The sequence below is a fragment of the Desulfuromusa ferrireducens genome (genome assembly GCF_055389805.1).
The window spans coordinates 2,146,970-2,162,929 of record NZ_AP042415.1 but is presented as its reverse complement, the minus strand read 5'-3'; the positions used below and the strand labels follow the sequence as shown (position 1 = coordinate 2,162,929).

Genomic DNA, 15,960 nt, shown 5'->3' with positions numbered 1-15,960 from the left:
CACTTGCCAAATCGTGACCTTTTTAGTAATATATCTCACAGGCAACAAACATTCGGCGCGCTGACTTCCCCCTCCTGGTCAGTGCGCCTATTTTTTTCGGGTGTCTGAAAAAGGCCCACCTTCACCATTCAGCGATGTTTCGACTATGGCCGCTGAGTCGGCCTCCGCTTCTCCAACCACAAGACCCGCTCCACCAACGCCGGGTGCGAATAATAAATCGCCACGTACAGGGGATGCGGAAACAGACTGCTTAAATTCTCCCGCGCCAACTTGACCAAGCCCGAAGCCAAACCTTGGCCACTGCCGACCAGATCGATGGCGAACTGATCCGCCTCCCGTTCCTGACGGCGCGACCACCAACTACTGATCGGCGTCCAGAAGAATCCAACCAGCGAACCGAGCCAACCGAGCAGCAACACCTGTCCGGCAAAAGAAAGCTGCTGCAAGCCGAGCAGACCGGGCAACAGATCGCTGTTTAAAATAGTAAAAGCCAGATAACAACTGAACAGTGCCACCAGTTGACTCTTAATCAAACGTTTGCGGATATGCCCGCAGCGCCAGTGACCAAGTTCGTGGGCCAGCACCGCCAGCAGTTCTTTGTCCTCCAGTTGCTCCATCAGGGTGTCGAACAACACCACTCGCTTGACTTTGCCAATCCCGGTGAAATAGGCATTACTGTGGCCGCTGCGACGTGAGGCATCAACCTGCAAGACCTTCCCCGCCTTGACTCCGGCTTTAGCCAGCAGGTCGCGAACATCGTCTTCCAGCTCCACCTTATCCACCGGCGAGAACTTGAAGAACAACGGCTCAATCAAAGAGGGGGAAAGGTACAGCAGAAACAGAGTCATCCCACCCCAAAAAGCCCAGACCCACAACCACCAGCTCTGCGGCGCGGCGGCGATCAACCACAGAGCGCCACCCCCCATCAGCGCAAACAAAACCGCACCGATCAGCAGCGATTTCAAGGTATCGGCCAGCCATAGCTTAAACGTCATCTTGTTAAAACCGAAACGTTCTTCCAAAACGAAATTTCGATAGAGCGAAAAAGGGATCCCGAGCAGCATCTGCACCAGTGCCAGCAGACCGAAAAACAGTAATCCATTGGCAATAAATCCGCGGGCATAGCCACTGACCAACTGATCGTACCAAGGGAGTACCCCGCCAAACAAAAACAGCAAGGTCAGCAACACACCGACACCATCTTCGACGAAACCGAGCCGATCGCCCGCCAACGCATAGGCATCGCTGTGCGCCAGCCGCTGCGCATCAATCTGCCCATCGAAGGCCTTCGGCAACGCCGGATGCTTCTGCTGCCGGTGGCGCAGATTGAGCCCGTCGAGAGCAAAACGGATCGCGGTCACCAGCAGATAGAGACAGAGCAGGATGATTTTCATGCCGCCTCCGGCCGCTTGAGGCGGAGCAGATCACCCTCATCGGCCCACGCTGGCAATTGCAGTCGAAGTTGAGAATTTGGTTGCCCGGCCGCTAACGGCTCGCCGTGCAAAGAGAGGATTTCCTGCACAGTAAACTTCTCCTGGCGCATCTGCGGCCCGAGCAATTCGACCTCATCACCCGACAAAAAACGGTTGCGTCCTTCGACCCAGAGTCCGCTAGCGTCACGACGGACAAAGCCGACAAAATCGTGGGTGCGGATATAGTGGGTATCGGAAGCATGAATTTTCGCATCGTCAGTGCCGAGCAAAAAGCCACTGTCGTAAGGGCGATGGCTGACCTTTTCCAACTCCTGCCGCCAGCGCGGATCGACATCTAGCGGATCGACGCTGAGCCGGTCGATGGCATCGCGATAAATACGCGCCGCCGTCGCCACATAGTAGAGACTCTTCATCCGTCCCTCGACCTTGAAGCTATGCACTCCGGCGGCCATCAGTTGCGGCAACTGATCGACCAGACAGAGATCACGGCTGTTCATAATATAGCTGCCGCGCGAATCTTCTTCGATGGCAAAGGATTGGCCGGGACGGGTCTCCTCGACCAGGGTGTAATTCCAGCGGCAGGGCTGGGCACAGTCGCCGCGATTGGCACTGCGCTCAAGCAACGCCGCCGAGAGCAGACAACGGCCGGAATGGGCGACACACATGGCGCCATGAACGAAACATTCCAGTTCGAGCTGTGTCTGTCCGGCAAAGCCACGAATATCCTCCAGCGTCAGTTCCCTAGCCAGGTTGATGCGACTGGCGCCATTATGCCGCCAGAACTCAGCGGTCTGTGGGTTACAACTATTCGCCTGAGTGGAAACATGAATGGGGCGCTGTGGATCGACCTGCCGGATGGTCATCAACACACCGGGGTCGGCAATAATATAGGCATCCAGATCGAGCGGTTTCAGCTCTTCAAGCAGAACTTTTAATGTAGCGAATTCCGCCGGCCGCAACGAAGCATTCAGGGTCAGATAGATGGCCACACCGGCGGCGCGACACAGCTCGCGCGCCGTGCGCAACTGTTCAAGATCAAAGTTGCCAGCATGGGCGCGCAGACCGAAATCCCCGGTCCCCAGATAAACGGCGTCGGCACCAAAACGGATGGCGGTTTTCAATTTCGGCAAATCGCCAGCCGGCATCAGCAATTCCGGTTTCTGGCGGCGTGGTTCTGAAATCATGAAGATCCTTTTTTCTTTATTTTAATTCGGGCTTTTTTCGCTTCGGAGCATAGCACAAAGAAAATCTCCGGCGCAGCATCTTTGCCGCCGGGAGAAACCTGTTATCGACAGCTCAATCCACTGCATTTCAGTTTGACAGAACAAAAGCTAAGGTGCTAGCCGTCAAGAGGTGGAAAGTCATAACAAAACGGGAGATAAAAATGATTCAAGACCCAAGCGACCAACAAATCAAAGCGATCAACGCTCTTTTTGACCTGACCGGCAAAGACGTCCTGGAAATCGGCTGCGGCAAGGGTCGTATCACCCGCGATCTGGCAAAGTTTGCTCGGCATGTCGTTGCCGCCGATCCGGACAGCGCCGCCCTGCAGCATGCGCGGTCGGCGGTCCCGAGCAACAACGTTGAATTTATATCTGCGCCGAACGGTATTCCACCGCTACAGAAAAACAGTATCGACCTGGCCATCTACAGTCTTTCGCTGCACCATGTCCCGGCAGATAAAATGAAAAACAGCCTAACCACCGTCGGCAAACTACTTAAAAAGGGCGGAGCCATCATGGTTCTCGAACCTGGAGATGGTGGTACATTTAACGCGGCGAAACGCCGCTTCGGGGTTGGCAGCGGCAACGAAGATAAGGTAAAAGAAGCAGCCATCCAGAGCATGCAAGATCTTCCGGGTTGGGCTATGAGTGAAACTTACTGCTTCGAGGCGCAATTTCTGTTTGCCGACCGCGAGGACTTTTTTCGCTCCAAGCTCCCGAACTATCGGCAACTCCAACCGGCAAAACAACGACAGATTGAGGATTTTCTGCTGCAGTACAAAACGAACGTCGGAATTATCCTTACAACAGAGCGCCGCCTCAACCTGTTACAAAAAACCACCGACGGCTAAAAATAACGGACCTATCCACGAAAAAAAGGTGATTCAGCTTCAATGCCCCGAAATCTAAGAGAAAGCCACTTTTTAATCGAAAATGATGGTCAGCAAATTGCGCTACCCAGGAATCCGCTTGTAACGGCGATTTGCTGAGAACTCTTTAGTTACAACCTTTGTTTGGTGGATAGAACCGAAAAATAATGGGTTTGCTCACAAGATTAATAGTGCGACCTGCCGCCTTTCAAACTTGACAACCCGCTAATAAGCCTATAATTTTTATAAATTAGTATTTTTTGTGAATAATCCATAGTGAAAGATTCGAACGCGATGAAAACCCTTTGTTCATTGCCATTTGGCTGGCCATCACTCATTTACTGCAGCCTGTTCCTGCTGAGTGCCTGCCTGCCAACCACAACGCCGAGCGGTCCCTCTGCGGCCCTGAAGCAGCAATTTGACCAGATGCAACAGCAACAACGCCAGCAAGCCGAGCAAATCCAGGCCCTGCAGCAACAATTGGCACAACTCCGGCCGAGTCCAACAAGCAGTGTCCCGGCGGTCGCCAAACAAACTGCAGCAAAACCGTTCGCCATTCCGGCGGCGATCAGCGAGGAAATCACGGCACTGGCAGACTCTGCATCAACCTACCTGGCGGCCTTTTCCTCCTTGGCTGCCGGGCGTTATCTTGCCGCCGAGACGGGCTTCAGTGGCTTCATCAGTAAATACCCGGAGCACCAGTACACACCCAACGCGCGTTACTGGCTGGCGAGTGCCCTCTGGGCGCAGAATAAACTGCAAGCTGCGGCATCCAACCTGCGCCAGGTGATCGTTGACAACAACGGACAAGAAAGAGCTCCGGCAGCATTGCTCCTGTTAGCCAAAATCTATCGGCAGCAACAATTCAACAACGAGGCGGACGAAGTTCTTGAACAGTTGCGGCGTCGCTATCCGGAAAGTACTGAAGCGCAACAATTTTACCGAGGCGACGAAGCACCGCAGTAATTGAAGGCAAACTCCATTTGTGAGGAAATCGATGACACAGACTATCTTTCGCTGGTTATCACTACTGATCCTGCTGACATTCATGGCCACCATCTCTCCGGCATTTGCCGAAGAAGAGCAGATCTACACCATCAAAAAGGGCGATACGCTTTGGGATCTGTCCCAACGTTTTATCGATGACCCTTACTACTGGCCTAATGTGTGGTCCAAAAATCCAGACATCACCAATCCGCACCTGATTTTCCCCGGGCAGAAAATCCGTGTTCTGGATGGCCGACTGGAGATCATCCCGGCCTACCCCGAAGCCCAAAAAGCTGAGCCGGCCAAAGCGGAAGAGGAATCTGTCGTCGAACCACTACCAGAACCGGAAGAGGTTGTGACCTTCAAATCAACCGGCAGCGGAGTCGGCTTCATCCTCACCACTGAAGAATCACTCGGCCTCTTGGTCGATTCGGTTGACAATCGGGTCCTGCTGACCAAAAACGATCTGGTTTTTCTGAAGATGAAGAATACCGACAGCGTTACGATCGGCGATACCTACGGGCTATTCAATCGCGGCCAGCAGATCAAACACCCGCAGACAAAAGAGCTAGTCGGCACGAGGATGGATAACCTTGGCTATGTCCAGGTCACCGAGATCAAGGATGGAACCGTCGTTGCCAAAATTGGCGAGTCCTTCCGCGAAATCATCCGTGGTGCCGAGCTGTTTGAATATGCACCACAGCGCAAAGAACTGACCCTTCAGCGAGGTAAAACAGCCCAGCAGGGGTACGTTATTGCCACCCGCGCAAATAAATACACCCAAAGTTCCAATGACGTTATTTTTATTGATCGCGGCCACAACCATAACCTTGCAGAAGGCAACCTATTCTACATATCGCGCCCGCGCAAGGCCTCCGATGAGATCATCAAGCAGGCGGGTAAGATTAACCTCCCCGATGCGGTCCTCGGTGCGGCGGTCATCATCGAAGTGAAAGACCAAACCGCGTCAGCATTAATTATCAAGAGCGTCAATGAGATGTTTATTGGCGACAAGGCGACCCTGGTCACCAACTAAACGGTAGCAACACAACGTAGAAACAAAAACGGATTGAAGTCACTTCAGTCCGTTTTTGTTTCTACGTTTCAATCTGTTTCCGGAGGGGGAGACAATGAACGATTCATCGCAGGTGCTACTCAGGCTGCACCTGACACCCGGCCTTGGGCGTGTGGCACTATTCAAACTGCACAACTATTTCGGCAACTTTCCCGACGCACTGCATGCTCCCCCCGGACAACTGGAAGAAGCCGGTCTTTCCCGCAAACTGATCGGCAAGATCCCCGCAGAAGACGATCCGCAACTCCTTCGCTGCAGGCACAAACTGGAAGGGTTAAAGGTCCACCTGATTAGCTTCTGGGATGAGGAGTACCCTGCTCTGCTGCGTCAGATCCACGATCCACCGGCCCTGCTCTATCTGCGCGGCAAACTACCGCCCAATGACTGTTGCGCAATCGTTGGTTCACGCCGGGCGACCCCAGGCGGGCTGCAATTGACCCATGAACTGGCAAAAAATCTTGCGGCGCATGACATCTGCATCGTCAGTGGTCTGGCCCGCGGCATCGACAGCGCCGCCCATCGAGGCACCCTCGAGGCCCAAGGCCGGACAATCGCCGTCCTCGGTTGCGGCATCGACCGGATTTATCCGCCGGAAAACAACCGATTATTCCACGCAATACTGCAGGAGAACGCCATCCTCAGCGAATATCCTCCAGGCACACCGCCATTACCGGGGCATTTTCCCGGCCGCAACCGGATCATCAGCGGTCTCAGCCGTGGGGTCCTGATCGTCGAAGCGGCAGAAGGAAGCGGATCACTAATTACCGGAGATTTTGCCCTCGAACAAGGGCGAGAACTGTTCGCTACCCCCGGTGCGGTACAAAATCCCACCAGCAAGGGGGCCAACCGCCTGCTCAAAGAAGGGGCGCAACTGGTCACCGAAGCAAGTGACATTCTACAGGCGCTCTGGCCGAAGCGGCTGTCACGCACACAACAACAGGTTGTGGATCAATTTGCCGAGCAGTTGACAGGAGCAGCCCGGAAGATATACCAGCAATTGGGTCACGAGCCGCGTCATATCGACGAAATCGGCCGGAAATGCGGCTTGACTCCCATGGAGGTTTCCGCTATTTTACTCGACCTAGAACTCCAAGGCGGAGTGCAGACGCTACCGGGAAACAACTATATCCGTAGCCATTTGTAGAAAAGCAGAAGGATAACAATTCCTTACCTACAAATACTGAACGACGAAACAAGCCCCTGACAATTCCTGCGCAATCGTTGAAGATTGCGCAACCCGGTTTCGCAGGGATTAAAATACACCTGACTGGAGGCCCTTTGCGCGAGCGAGTACTGGCAATCGTCAACTTGATTGCTAAATATGTTCTGGGAGCAGAAGACACCCCGATCAATGAACAAGAGTTGGTTGCAGAACTCATTTCCGTTGGCTTTGAAGCTGAAGAAATCAGTGATGCTTTTTCCTGGATGGAATCTGCTGCCCTCCAGGGACCGATAGAACACTCAACCGAAACAGCGCTGCAGCCCCTGACAACCTACAGAATTTTCAGCCCTGAAGAGCAACTGGCCCTGTCAACCGAAGGAATCGGCTTTCTGATTAAGATCAGATCGATGGGTCTGCTCTCCGATGAAACCCAAGAAGAAATCATTGAACGAGCCGTTCGCGCGGCCGAAGACCCCCTGAACCTGCAAGAGGTCAAAATGATTGTCGCGCTGACCATGCTCTCGCGGACAAGCAATCTCTGGCAACGCGAGATTGATTGTTTCCTGGAAAACGACTGGACCCGCATTTATCACTAAAACAACGGGCTGCGCACTTTGCCGCAGCCTTTTTTATTACGCAGCCACTCCTTGTTCCGGTACTTAACTGCAGGTCCATAACGAGGCGTTTCGGCGTACTATTCCGATAGAGGAAAAGATGGCTCAATCACTGGTCATCGTCGAATCACCGGCGAAAGCAAAAACCATCGAAAAGTTTCTCGGCAAGGGCTACAAGGTTCTGGCTTCCTACGGCCACGTGCGAGCACTGCCGAGCAAGCAGGGATCGGTCGATATCGACAATAGCTTTGCGCCCAAGTATCACATCCTGCCAGAGAGTGAAAAGCACATCAGCACGCTCAAAAAGGAAGTGGCCAAAAGCAGTGAACTGATCCTCGCAACTGACCTCGACCGTGAAGGAGAGGCGATCGCTTGGCATCTGCTGGAAGCGCTCGGTATCGATGAGAAGGGCTCCAACCCGACGGTCAAGCGGGTCACCTTTCACGAAATCACCAAGCCGGCAATCGATGAGGCGATGGCCAATCCGCGCTCCATCGACCGCGATATGGTTGATGCCCAGCAGGCCCGTTCGATCCTCGATTATCTGGTCGGCTTCAACCTCTCACCATTCCTGTGGAAAAAAATCCGCTACGGCCTCTCTGCCGGTCGCGTCCAGTCGGTCGCTCTGCGCCTGATCTGTGATCGGGAAAATGACATTGAGGCCTTTGAAGCACGTGAGTACTGGAGTATCGAAGCCCAGCTGACTAACGCTGCCGACAGCCCATTAAGCGCCAAGCTCAACAGCTGTGACGACAAAAAGCTGACCAAGTTTGCCATCGGCAACCAGCAGCAGGCCGAAGAGATTCTCGCCGAACTTGAGCAGGTCCAATTCCAGGTCAGCAATCTGGAGAAGAAGGCCCGCAAACGCAACCCGGCACCGCCATTTACCACCAGTACCCTGCAGCAGGAAGCCAGCCGCAAGCTCGGCTTTTCGGCACGTAAAACCATGTCGGTGGCGCAAAAGCTGTACGAAGGTATTGAGGTTGGTGACGGGACTCACGGTCTGATCACCTACATGCGGACCGACTCGGTGGCCCTGTCACCGGTCGCGACCAGTGAAGCGCGTGAAGTCATTTGCCAGCTCTACGATGAGAGCTACGCCCTCGAAAAACCGCGCACCTTCAAGAATAAGAGCAAGAATGCCCAAGAGGCGCACGAAGCGGTCCGGCCGACCACCATCGCCCGCACTCCGGCGCAACTCAAGCAGTACTTAAGCTCCGATCAGATGCGCCTTTATGAGCTAATCTGGAAACGCACCGTCGCGTCACAGATGACCCAGGCCATCTTTGACGCCACCACCGTCGACATTGCCGCCGGTGAGCGTTACAGCTTTCGCGCCAGCGGCCAGGTGATCCGCTTCCCCGGCTTTATGGCCCTTTATATCGAAGGGACCGACAACGGTGACGACGAAGACAAAGAAGGTTTGCTGCCACTCCTGAACGAAGGCGAAAAACTCAATAAAGAGCAAATTAGCCCCGAACAGCACTTCACCCAGCCACCGCCGCGGTTTACCGAAGCGAGCCTGGTCAAAATCATGGAAGAGTACGGTATCGGCCGTCCTTCGACCTACGCCAGCATCATGAATACCCTGGTGACACGCAAATATGTGCGGCTGGAAAAACGCACATTCTTCCCGGAAGACACCGGCCGGGTGGTCTCCAAACTACTGACCGAGCATTTCAGTCAGTATGTCGATTACGATTTCACCGCCGAGCTGGAAGAGGATCTCGATGCCATATCGCGCGGCGAAAAAGCCTGGACGCCAGCAGTAAAGCAATTTTGGGACCCCTTCATTGCCCTGCTGCACCGCAAAGATCAGGAAGTCAGCAAGGCCGATGTCACCACCGAGAAGACCGACAAGATCTGCCCGGAGTGCAAAATGGAGCTGGTCATCAAACTCGGCCGCGCAGGACGTTTTTTGGCCTGCTCCGGCTTCCCCGACTGCCGCCATACCGAACCGCTGAACAGCGACGGTACCGAGGCCGAAGAACCGGTCATGTCGGATGAAAAATGCGATAAGTGCGGTGCCGGGATGCTGATCAAAACCGGTCGCTACGGCAAGTTCTACGCTTGCAGCGGCTACCCGAAATGTAAAAACATTCAACCGTTGGAAAAACCGAAATCCCTCGACATCAAATGTCCGCAGTGTGATGACGGTGAGATGATGGAAAAGAAGAGCCGTTACGGCAAAATCTTCTATTCCTGCAATCAATACCCCAAGTGCAAGTACGCCCTGTGGAATCCGCCGAAGGCGGAGGCCTGCCCGAAGTGCGCCTGGCCGCTGACCGAGATCAAAACCACCAAGCGCTGGGGCACCGTGCAACGCTGTCCGCAGGAAGAGTGTGATTGGGAAAACGAGCTGATCCCGCCGATCAAAAAAGAACCGGCGAAAAAGGCCGCGCCAAAGAAGAAAGCTGCACCGAAAAAGGCAGCCGCCAAGAAAGAGCCGGCGAAAAAGACCACAGCTAAGAAGGCGCCAGCAAAAAAAGCTCCGACAAAGAAAACCGCTGCGAAAAAGGCGACTGAAAAAGACGCCTAAAAATAGCAAAAATCAGCTACAATTACCGGTCGAGCCTGCAGGTTCGACCGGTTTTTCTTTTATATCAACGGACATCACGTAGGGTCGCCCCTATATGCAAGGAATCACCCATGCAAATAACCATTATCGGTGCTGGCCTGGCCGGTTGCGAAGCGGCCTGGCAGGCAGCCAAAGAAGGCCATCAGGTTAAGCTCTACGAAATGAAGCCGCTGCGCTTCTCTGCGGCGCACGAAAGTGAAAACCTGGCTGAACTGGTCTGTTCCAACAGTCTGCGCGGTGCGGGGATGAATAACGCGGTCGGCTGTTTAAAAGAAGAACTGCGCCGAATCGGCTCGCTGTTTATTGAAGCGGCCGATGCCACGGCGGTTCCGGCCGGCGGTGCGCTGGCGGTCGATCGGGATGAATTCGCCAAATACGTCAGCGAAAAAATCGCCGCCGAACCGAATATCGAACTGCTCCGCGAAGAGATCACCAGTTTGCCGACAGAAGGGACCGTCATCCTTGCCAGTGGGCCGTTGACCTCCGACGCTCTCTCCGCCGAACTGGCAAAACTGACCGGCAGTGAACATCTCTATTTTTACGATGCCATTGCACCGATCGTCGAAGCCGACTCCATCGATTACGACATCGCCTGGCGCGCCTCGCGTTACGATAAGGGCGGTGCCGATTACCTGAACTGTCCACTCAACCAAGCAGAGTACGAAACCTTCGTCCAGGCGTTGCTCGACGCCGACAAAGTCGCCGGACGCGAGTTTGAGAAACTGATCCACTTTGAAGGCTGCATGCCGATTGAAGAGATGGCGGCCCGCGGACCAAAGACCCTCTCCTTCGGCCCGATGAAACCGGTCGGACTGGATGACCCACGCACCGGCAGGTGGCCGCATGCAGTGATCCAGTTACGACAGGACAATAAGCATGCCTCGCTGTTCAACCTGGTCGGCTTTCAGACCCGCCTGACCTACCCGGAGCAGGAGCGGATTTTCCGCACCGTACCCGGCCTACAGAACGCCAAATTCGCCCGTTTAGGCAGCATGCACCGCAACACCTTCGTCAATGCGCCGAGTTGCCTGAATCGCAACCTACAGCTACACAACGCCCCACACATCTTTCTCGCCGGGCAGATCAGTGGCGTTGAAGGCTATGTCGAATCAGCCGCCTGCGGCTTACTGGCGGGAATTTTTGCCAGTTATCAGCTACGCGGCGAACAGATACCAGTACCGGCAAACGTGACGGCCTTGGGCGCCCTGCTGACCCACCTGGCTGAAGCGGATGCCGAAAACTTTCAGCCGATGAACGTCAACTACGGTCTGTTTCCGCCACTGGCGCTGGAACGGAAGATGAAACGTGCCGATCGGCGACTGGCGATGGCAGCGCGAGCCCTGGAAGCACTGCCAAACTGGTGGGACCCGATTGCCGAACGGCGCCAACAGATGACCGCAGAAGGAGAGAACCAATGAGCGAACAGGTCATCCTGGCCTCTGCCTCGCCACGCCGCAAACAACTGCTGGAGCAGGTCGGGCTGGAGTTCCAGGTAGTTCCGAGTAACGCCGATGAATTTGAGGTTGCCGGAGAAACACCGGAACAACATGTGGTGCGACTAAGCATCGAGAAAGCCGCCGAAGTCGCAAGCCGCGCTGAGGTTGCCGGGCGCTGGTTCATCGGTAGCGACACCATCGTCCTGTGCGATCAGCAAATCCTCGGCAAACCGACCGATCACCAACATGCCGCAACCATGCTACGTCAGCTCTCCGGTCGTGAGCACCAGGTCCTGTCCGGCTATGCGATCCTCGACCGACAGACCGGCAACCAGGTCACCGAGGCGGTCGCGACCAAAGTTCGCTTTCGCGAATTGACAGACGAGGAAATCGCGCGCTACATTGCCACAGGTGAACCGGACGATAAAGCAGGTTCTTATGCCATTCAAGGGCTGGGGGTCTGCTTCGTCGCCGGTATCGAAGGCAGCTACACCAATGTGGTCGGTCTGCCGTTGTGCCGCCTGACTCTGGCCCTTAAAGAGCTGGGGATTCCCCTGGCGATCTGAAAGTATAAAGCCGATGAGCGATATCGTTGCCAATATAGCGCGTATTCAGGAGCGCATCGTGGCCGCCTGCCAGCGGGCCGAACGTGATCCGAATAGCGTTCGTCTGATCGCCGTATCCAAGGTCAAACCAGCCGAACAAGTTGAAGCGGCCTATGCCAGCGGCCAGCAACTGTTCGGCGAAAGTTACGTGCAGGAATTCCGCGACAAAGCGCCGCAAGTGCAGGCGCCGGTGGAATGGCACTTTCTCGGCGGCCTGCAGAGCAACAAGGTTAAATATCTGCGCGGCAAGGTGGTGATGATCCATTCCGTTGACCGCTTGTCACTGGCCGAGGAAATCAGCCGACAATGGCAGAAGATAGATGCCAGCTGCAAAATCCTGCTGCAGGTCAATATCGGCGAGGAAGAACAGAAATCGGGTTGCAATCCGGCAGAACTGGAAGCCTTGGCGCGCAGCATTGCCGAGCTAGCGAACCTGCAAATCTGCGGCCTGATGTGCTTGCCCCCTCATTGTGACGACGCGGAGCAGGTGCGGCCCTACTTTGCCCGCATGCGTGAACTGGCGCTACAGATAGAGCAATTACAGCTGCCGAACGTCACAATGACCGAGCTGTCAATGGGCATGAGTGGCGACTTCGAGGTGGCCGTCGAGGAAGGCGCGACTCTGGTACGGGTCGGGACGGCGATCTTCGGCGAAAGGATCAGGCATAACTGATGCGCAATAATCCCGACTACCTGATTTTTGACCTCGACGGCACGCTGGTCGATTCGGTCGCCGACCTGACCAGCTCTCTCAACCTGCTGGCTGACGAACTAAATCAACCACAGTTAACGGCAGAACGGGTCCGCAGTATCGTCGGCGATGGTGCCACCAAGCTGATCAAACGCGCCTTTGGCAAAGAGAATTACCAGCGCGAATATTTATTCCGCTTCCTCGACATCTACGGCCAGCACCTGCTTGACCAGACCTGCTGCTATCCCAGTATCAAACAACTGCTCAGCCAACATCCGGCCGAACACTTGGCGGTGGTGACCAACAAGCCGCACCGGTTAACGCTGGAGCTGCTCAGTGGTCTGGGACTGACCGAACACTTTAAAGTCATCATCGGTGGCGACAGCTATGCGGAAAAAAAGCCGCATCCGCTGCCGGTGCAAAAGGCCCTTGAATTGCTCGGGGCAAAACCGCAACAAGCAGTCATGATCGGCGACCACCACACCGACCTGTACTCTGGCCAAGCAGCAGGACTGGCTACCTGCTTCTGTGCTTACGGTCTCGGCAACACGGACGGACTGATCCCGGATTTTGTGGCCAACGGTTCAGACGAGCTATTGCAACTGTTTCCCGGAACCACTCCGTGAGCAATTCCCGGCTGACCCTGAAAGAGATCTCGCTGTTTTTCTTTCCGCTGCTGCTCAATGTGCAGTTGATGAGTGTCTCACATACGGTCATCAACGGGGCTCTGGCACGGCTGGAGGATTACGTCACCGCCCTGGCCGGCATGTCGGTGGCGATGATCATCCACCTGTTCGTCGCCTCCCCCTCCTACCAGAACCATACGGTCACCATCGCCATGGTGCGGGGGCGCAAATCGATGCGCAGCGTGCTGATCTTTGTCGGGCTGGTGGCCAGCTACGTCGCCGTGATGCTCTGTCTGATCGCCTTTTCTCCATTAGGCGACCTGGTATTGGTAAAATTGCTCGGCACTCCGCCAGAGGTCGCACAGGCGGCACGCGAGGCTCTTTACATTCTCGCCCTGCTGCCCTTCTTTACCGGCTTGCGTGGTTTCTTTCAGGGGCTGATCATCCAGGCGCGCCGCACCAGCTTGGTCTCCGTCGCTACCGGCGTCCGCGTTGCCGCCCTGTTCGGCTACCTGGCCATCGGTCAACACTGGTTCGCCGGCGCTCAACTGGGCGCCTTTGCCCTGGTCGGCTGCGTGATTACCGAGACCATCGCCATTGGCTTCTGCGCCTGGCGTGTGCATCTACCACTCGATCGGGTTGAAGCAGAGAAATCGACCGGTGAGATCCTGCGTTACTCTTTCCCGCTCGCCTATTCATCCTGTCTGCAACAGACCATTCCGCTGCTGATCAGTTCAATTCTCGGTCGTCTGCCCGATGCCTCCTTGGCCCTGGCCGCCTTCGGTGTGATCCGCGGCTTCCTGTTTTTGCTCGCCGGACCGATGCGCAATCTGCAGCAGGTCTATCTGACCTTGGTGAAATCGGCCAACGATTATCGGGTGGTGATCCGCTTTAACCTGCTGGTCGCCTCCGGCATGGGACTGCTGATCCTACTGACCGCCGGACCATTTAACGAGCTGATTCTCGGGCAGCTGCTCGGCGTCGAAAGCGAACTGCGGCACTACCTGCGCTGGTCACTGGCAGCCTGCACCCTGTTTCCGATCCTCTACGGCAGTTGCAACCTGTTGCGCGGCTGGTTTGCCGGAGCTCACCAAACCGGCCAACTGGGTCGCTCAACCTTCCTTAAAAGCTTTTTTTTGCTGCTGGTCTGGTGGCCGATCGTACACCTGCAACCGGCCATTTCCGGCATCGGCATCGGCATCGGTCTGCTGCTCTGCGCCGAACTGATTGAAGTTCTCTACCTGCGCCGCCAACGGCAGCGTCAACCGGAAAATCTGCGCCAGCTTGCCCCGCTATAGCCATCCTCGTAAAATAAAGGTATGGATAAACGAATTAAAAAGCATCCGTGCCCGGACTGTCGCCATTGTCAGTGGTGTTCGGACGATCGCTGCCGACTCTGCTTAAAACCGCTCTGCACGAAGAAACTCTCAATCGCTGAGCAAATAAAACGGTACGACCAACTTAACAACGTTACTCAGGAAGCAGAGACCAAACCTGCAGACCCGCCAGAGAAGTCATAAACTGGGCTTTTTCCTTTACCTGAAGTAATGTTGCGTTATTATTCTACTTATTCACTCACCCTTGCAGCAGATGAAGGGACAACATGGAATTAGATAATCACGCAATTAGCAACGTTCTGGACAACCTCCACGACGGTCTCTATTTCACCGACAACGATCGGAAGATAATCTTCTGGAATCCCGCAGCTGAACGGATAACCGGTTTTACCGCGGCGGAAGTGATCGGAACAAAGTGCCGTCAAAACATCCTGAACCATATCGATTGCCAAGGACAAAATTTATGCGAAGAGCAATGCCTGCTGGCCCAAACCATGAAGGATGGCCAACCTCGCGAAGATGACATCTACCTGCATCACAAAAAGGGGCATCGTGTCCCGGTCTCGGTCAGAGTCACTCCCCTGGTCGATAAAGATGGCAACACCATTGGCGGCATTGAACTGTTTACCGACATCAGCAATCGCGAAGCCACAGAGCTACGATTACGCGAACTACAACAACTGGCCCTACTTGACCACCTGACCCAACTGGCCAATCGAGCTTATTTGGAGCGGGAACTGATTGCCCGGATAGAGGAAAAAAAACGGATAAAACTTCCCTTTGCTGTTCTGTTTATCGATATCGACCATTTCAAGCAGGTCAACGACACCTACGGCCATCCGATTGGCGACCTTGTCCTGCAGATGGTTTCCAACACCCTTAAAAGTAATGCCCGACCGTTCGACTTGTACGGTCGCTGGGGGGGAGAAGAATTTATGGGCGTCATCCGCAACATCACCGCAGAGAGCCTGAAAACGCTGGCTGAACGGTTGCGGGTGCTTGTTGAGGGGTCATTTCTCGCAGATATCGACCCTCCCCTGAACGTTACCGTCTCCATTGGCGCAACCCTGGCGAATGAGGACGATAATGTATCGACCCTGCTGGCAAGAGCAGATACCCTGCTCTACCAGAGTAAACGCGATGGTCGCAATCGGGTCAGCACTGCCAAAACAATGCCCCCCCCTTAAGTTGACGAGGCATGATTTCGTATTTTTTTCTCATCAACCTTAGGGGAAAACGCCAACGACCCCGAAGTATCGTTATGCGTAAAACAGCATGAGCGATTATCACTGAGAACGATATCAATCTGGAGGAGGATTTCCGG

The 15,960-nt window shown here is 54.8% G+C and carries 14 protein-coding genes; 12 read left to right on the top strand and 2 right to left on the bottom strand.

Going from position 1 to position 15,960, the window contains the following annotated elements; genetic code table 11:
• Positions 1 to 143: 143 nt before the first annotated feature.
• Together ACZ5PT_RS09840 and ACZ5PT_RS09835 are read right to left on the bottom strand one after the other, a co-directional pair.
• On the bottom strand, positions 144 to 1,394 hold the full coding sequence (locus ACZ5PT_RS09840) for a M48 family metallopeptidase (protein WP_464266647.1): 1,251 nt from the start codon (positions 1,392 to 1,394) through the stop codon (positions 144 to 146).
• Positions 1,391 to 2,617, bottom strand: a complete 1,227-nt coding sequence (locus tag ACZ5PT_RS09835; protein ID WP_464266646.1) for a peptidase U32 family protein — start codon at positions 2,615 to 2,617, stop codon at positions 1,391 to 1,393. The genes ACZ5PT_RS09840 and ACZ5PT_RS09835 overlap by 4 nt, the downstream gene beginning before the upstream one ends.
• Before the next feature lie 200 nt (positions 2,618 to 2,817).
• Here ACZ5PT_RS09835 and ACZ5PT_RS09830 point away from each other — a divergent pair, with 200 nt between their 5' ends.
• The 12 genes from ACZ5PT_RS09830 to ACZ5PT_RS09775 all read left to right on the top strand — a co-directional run bounded on the left by ACZ5PT_RS09830 (position 2,818) and on the right by ACZ5PT_RS09775 (position 15,823).
• Entirely contained in the window at positions 2,818 to 3,507 is a 690-nt protein-coding gene (locus tag ACZ5PT_RS09830) for a class I SAM-dependent methyltransferase (RefSeq protein WP_464266645.1), read from the top strand.
• Positions 3,508 to 3,801: 294 nt separating this feature from the next.
• On the top strand, positions 3,802 to 4,491 hold the full coding sequence (ybgF, locus tag ACZ5PT_RS09825; protein WP_464266644.1) for a tol-pal system protein YbgF: 690 nt from the start codon (positions 3,802 to 3,804) through the stop codon (positions 4,489 to 4,491).
• Between the two features lie 31 nt (positions 4,492 to 4,522).
• Positions 4,523 to 5,548 carry a LysM peptidoglycan-binding domain-containing protein gene (locus ACZ5PT_RS09820; RefSeq protein ID WP_464266643.1) on the top strand — a complete coding sequence of 342 codons (1,026 nt, stop codon included), beginning with the start codon at positions 4,523 to 4,525 and terminating at the stop codon, positions 5,546 to 5,548.
• Positions 5,549 to 5,642: 94 nt separating this feature from the next.
• Positions 5,643 to 6,731: a DNA-processing protein DprA gene (dprA, locus tag ACZ5PT_RS09815; protein ID WP_464266642.1), complete on the top strand. Its 1,089-nt coding sequence runs from the start codon at positions 5,643 to 5,645 to the stop codon at positions 6,729 to 6,731.
• 134 nt (positions 6,732 to 6,865) lie between these two features.
• Positions 6,866 to 7,345, top strand: a complete 480-nt coding sequence (locus ACZ5PT_RS09810; RefSeq protein ID WP_464266641.1) for a DUF494 family protein — start codon at positions 6,866 to 6,868, stop codon at positions 7,343 to 7,345.
• Positions 7,346 to 7,463: 118 nt separating this feature from the next.
• Positions 7,464 to 9,902, top strand: coding sequence for a type I DNA topoisomerase (gene topA / locus ACZ5PT_RS09805; protein WP_464266640.1), 2,439 nt, complete (start codon positions 7,464 to 7,466; stop codon positions 9,900 to 9,902).
• A 110-nt stretch (positions 9,903 to 10,012) separates the two neighbouring features.
• Positions 10,013 to 11,359 (top strand): methylenetetrahydrofolate--tRNA-(uracil(54)-C(5))-methyltransferase (FADH(2)-oxidizing) TrmFO, encoded by a 1,347-nt coding sequence (trmFO, locus tag ACZ5PT_RS09800; RefSeq protein WP_464266639.1) that lies wholly within the window; start codon positions 10,013 to 10,015, stop codon positions 11,357 to 11,359.
• Complete coding sequence (locus ACZ5PT_RS09795) at positions 11,356 to 11,943, top strand: Maf family protein (RefSeq protein ID WP_464266638.1); 588 nt, start codon at positions 11,356 to 11,358, stop codon at positions 11,941 to 11,943. The genes trmFO and ACZ5PT_RS09795 overlap by 4 nt, the downstream gene beginning before the upstream one ends.
• Before the next feature lie 13 nt (positions 11,944 to 11,956).
• Positions 11,957 to 12,655 carry a YggS family pyridoxal phosphate-dependent enzyme gene (locus ACZ5PT_RS09790; protein ID WP_464266637.1) on the top strand — a complete coding sequence of 233 codons (699 nt, stop codon included), beginning with the start codon at positions 11,957 to 11,959 and terminating at the stop codon, positions 12,653 to 12,655.
• Positions 12,655 to 13,299: an HAD family hydrolase gene (locus tag ACZ5PT_RS09785; RefSeq protein ID WP_464266636.1), complete on the top strand. Its 645-nt coding sequence runs from the start codon at positions 12,655 to 12,657 to the stop codon at positions 13,297 to 13,299. Before ACZ5PT_RS09790 ends, ACZ5PT_RS09785 begins: the two co-directional genes overlap by 1 nt.
• Positions 13,296 to 14,597, top strand: coding sequence for a hypothetical protein (locus ACZ5PT_RS09780; protein ID WP_464266635.1), 1,302 nt, complete (start codon positions 13,296 to 13,298; stop codon positions 14,595 to 14,597). Before ACZ5PT_RS09785 ends, ACZ5PT_RS09780 begins: the two co-directional genes overlap by 4 nt.
• A 305-nt stretch (positions 14,598 to 14,902) precedes the next feature.
• Positions 14,903 to 15,823: a sensor domain-containing diguanylate cyclase gene (locus ACZ5PT_RS09775; protein WP_464266634.1), complete on the top strand. Its 921-nt coding sequence runs from the start codon at positions 14,903 to 14,905 to the stop codon at positions 15,821 to 15,823.
• Positions 15,824 to 15,960: the final 137 nt, after the last annotated feature.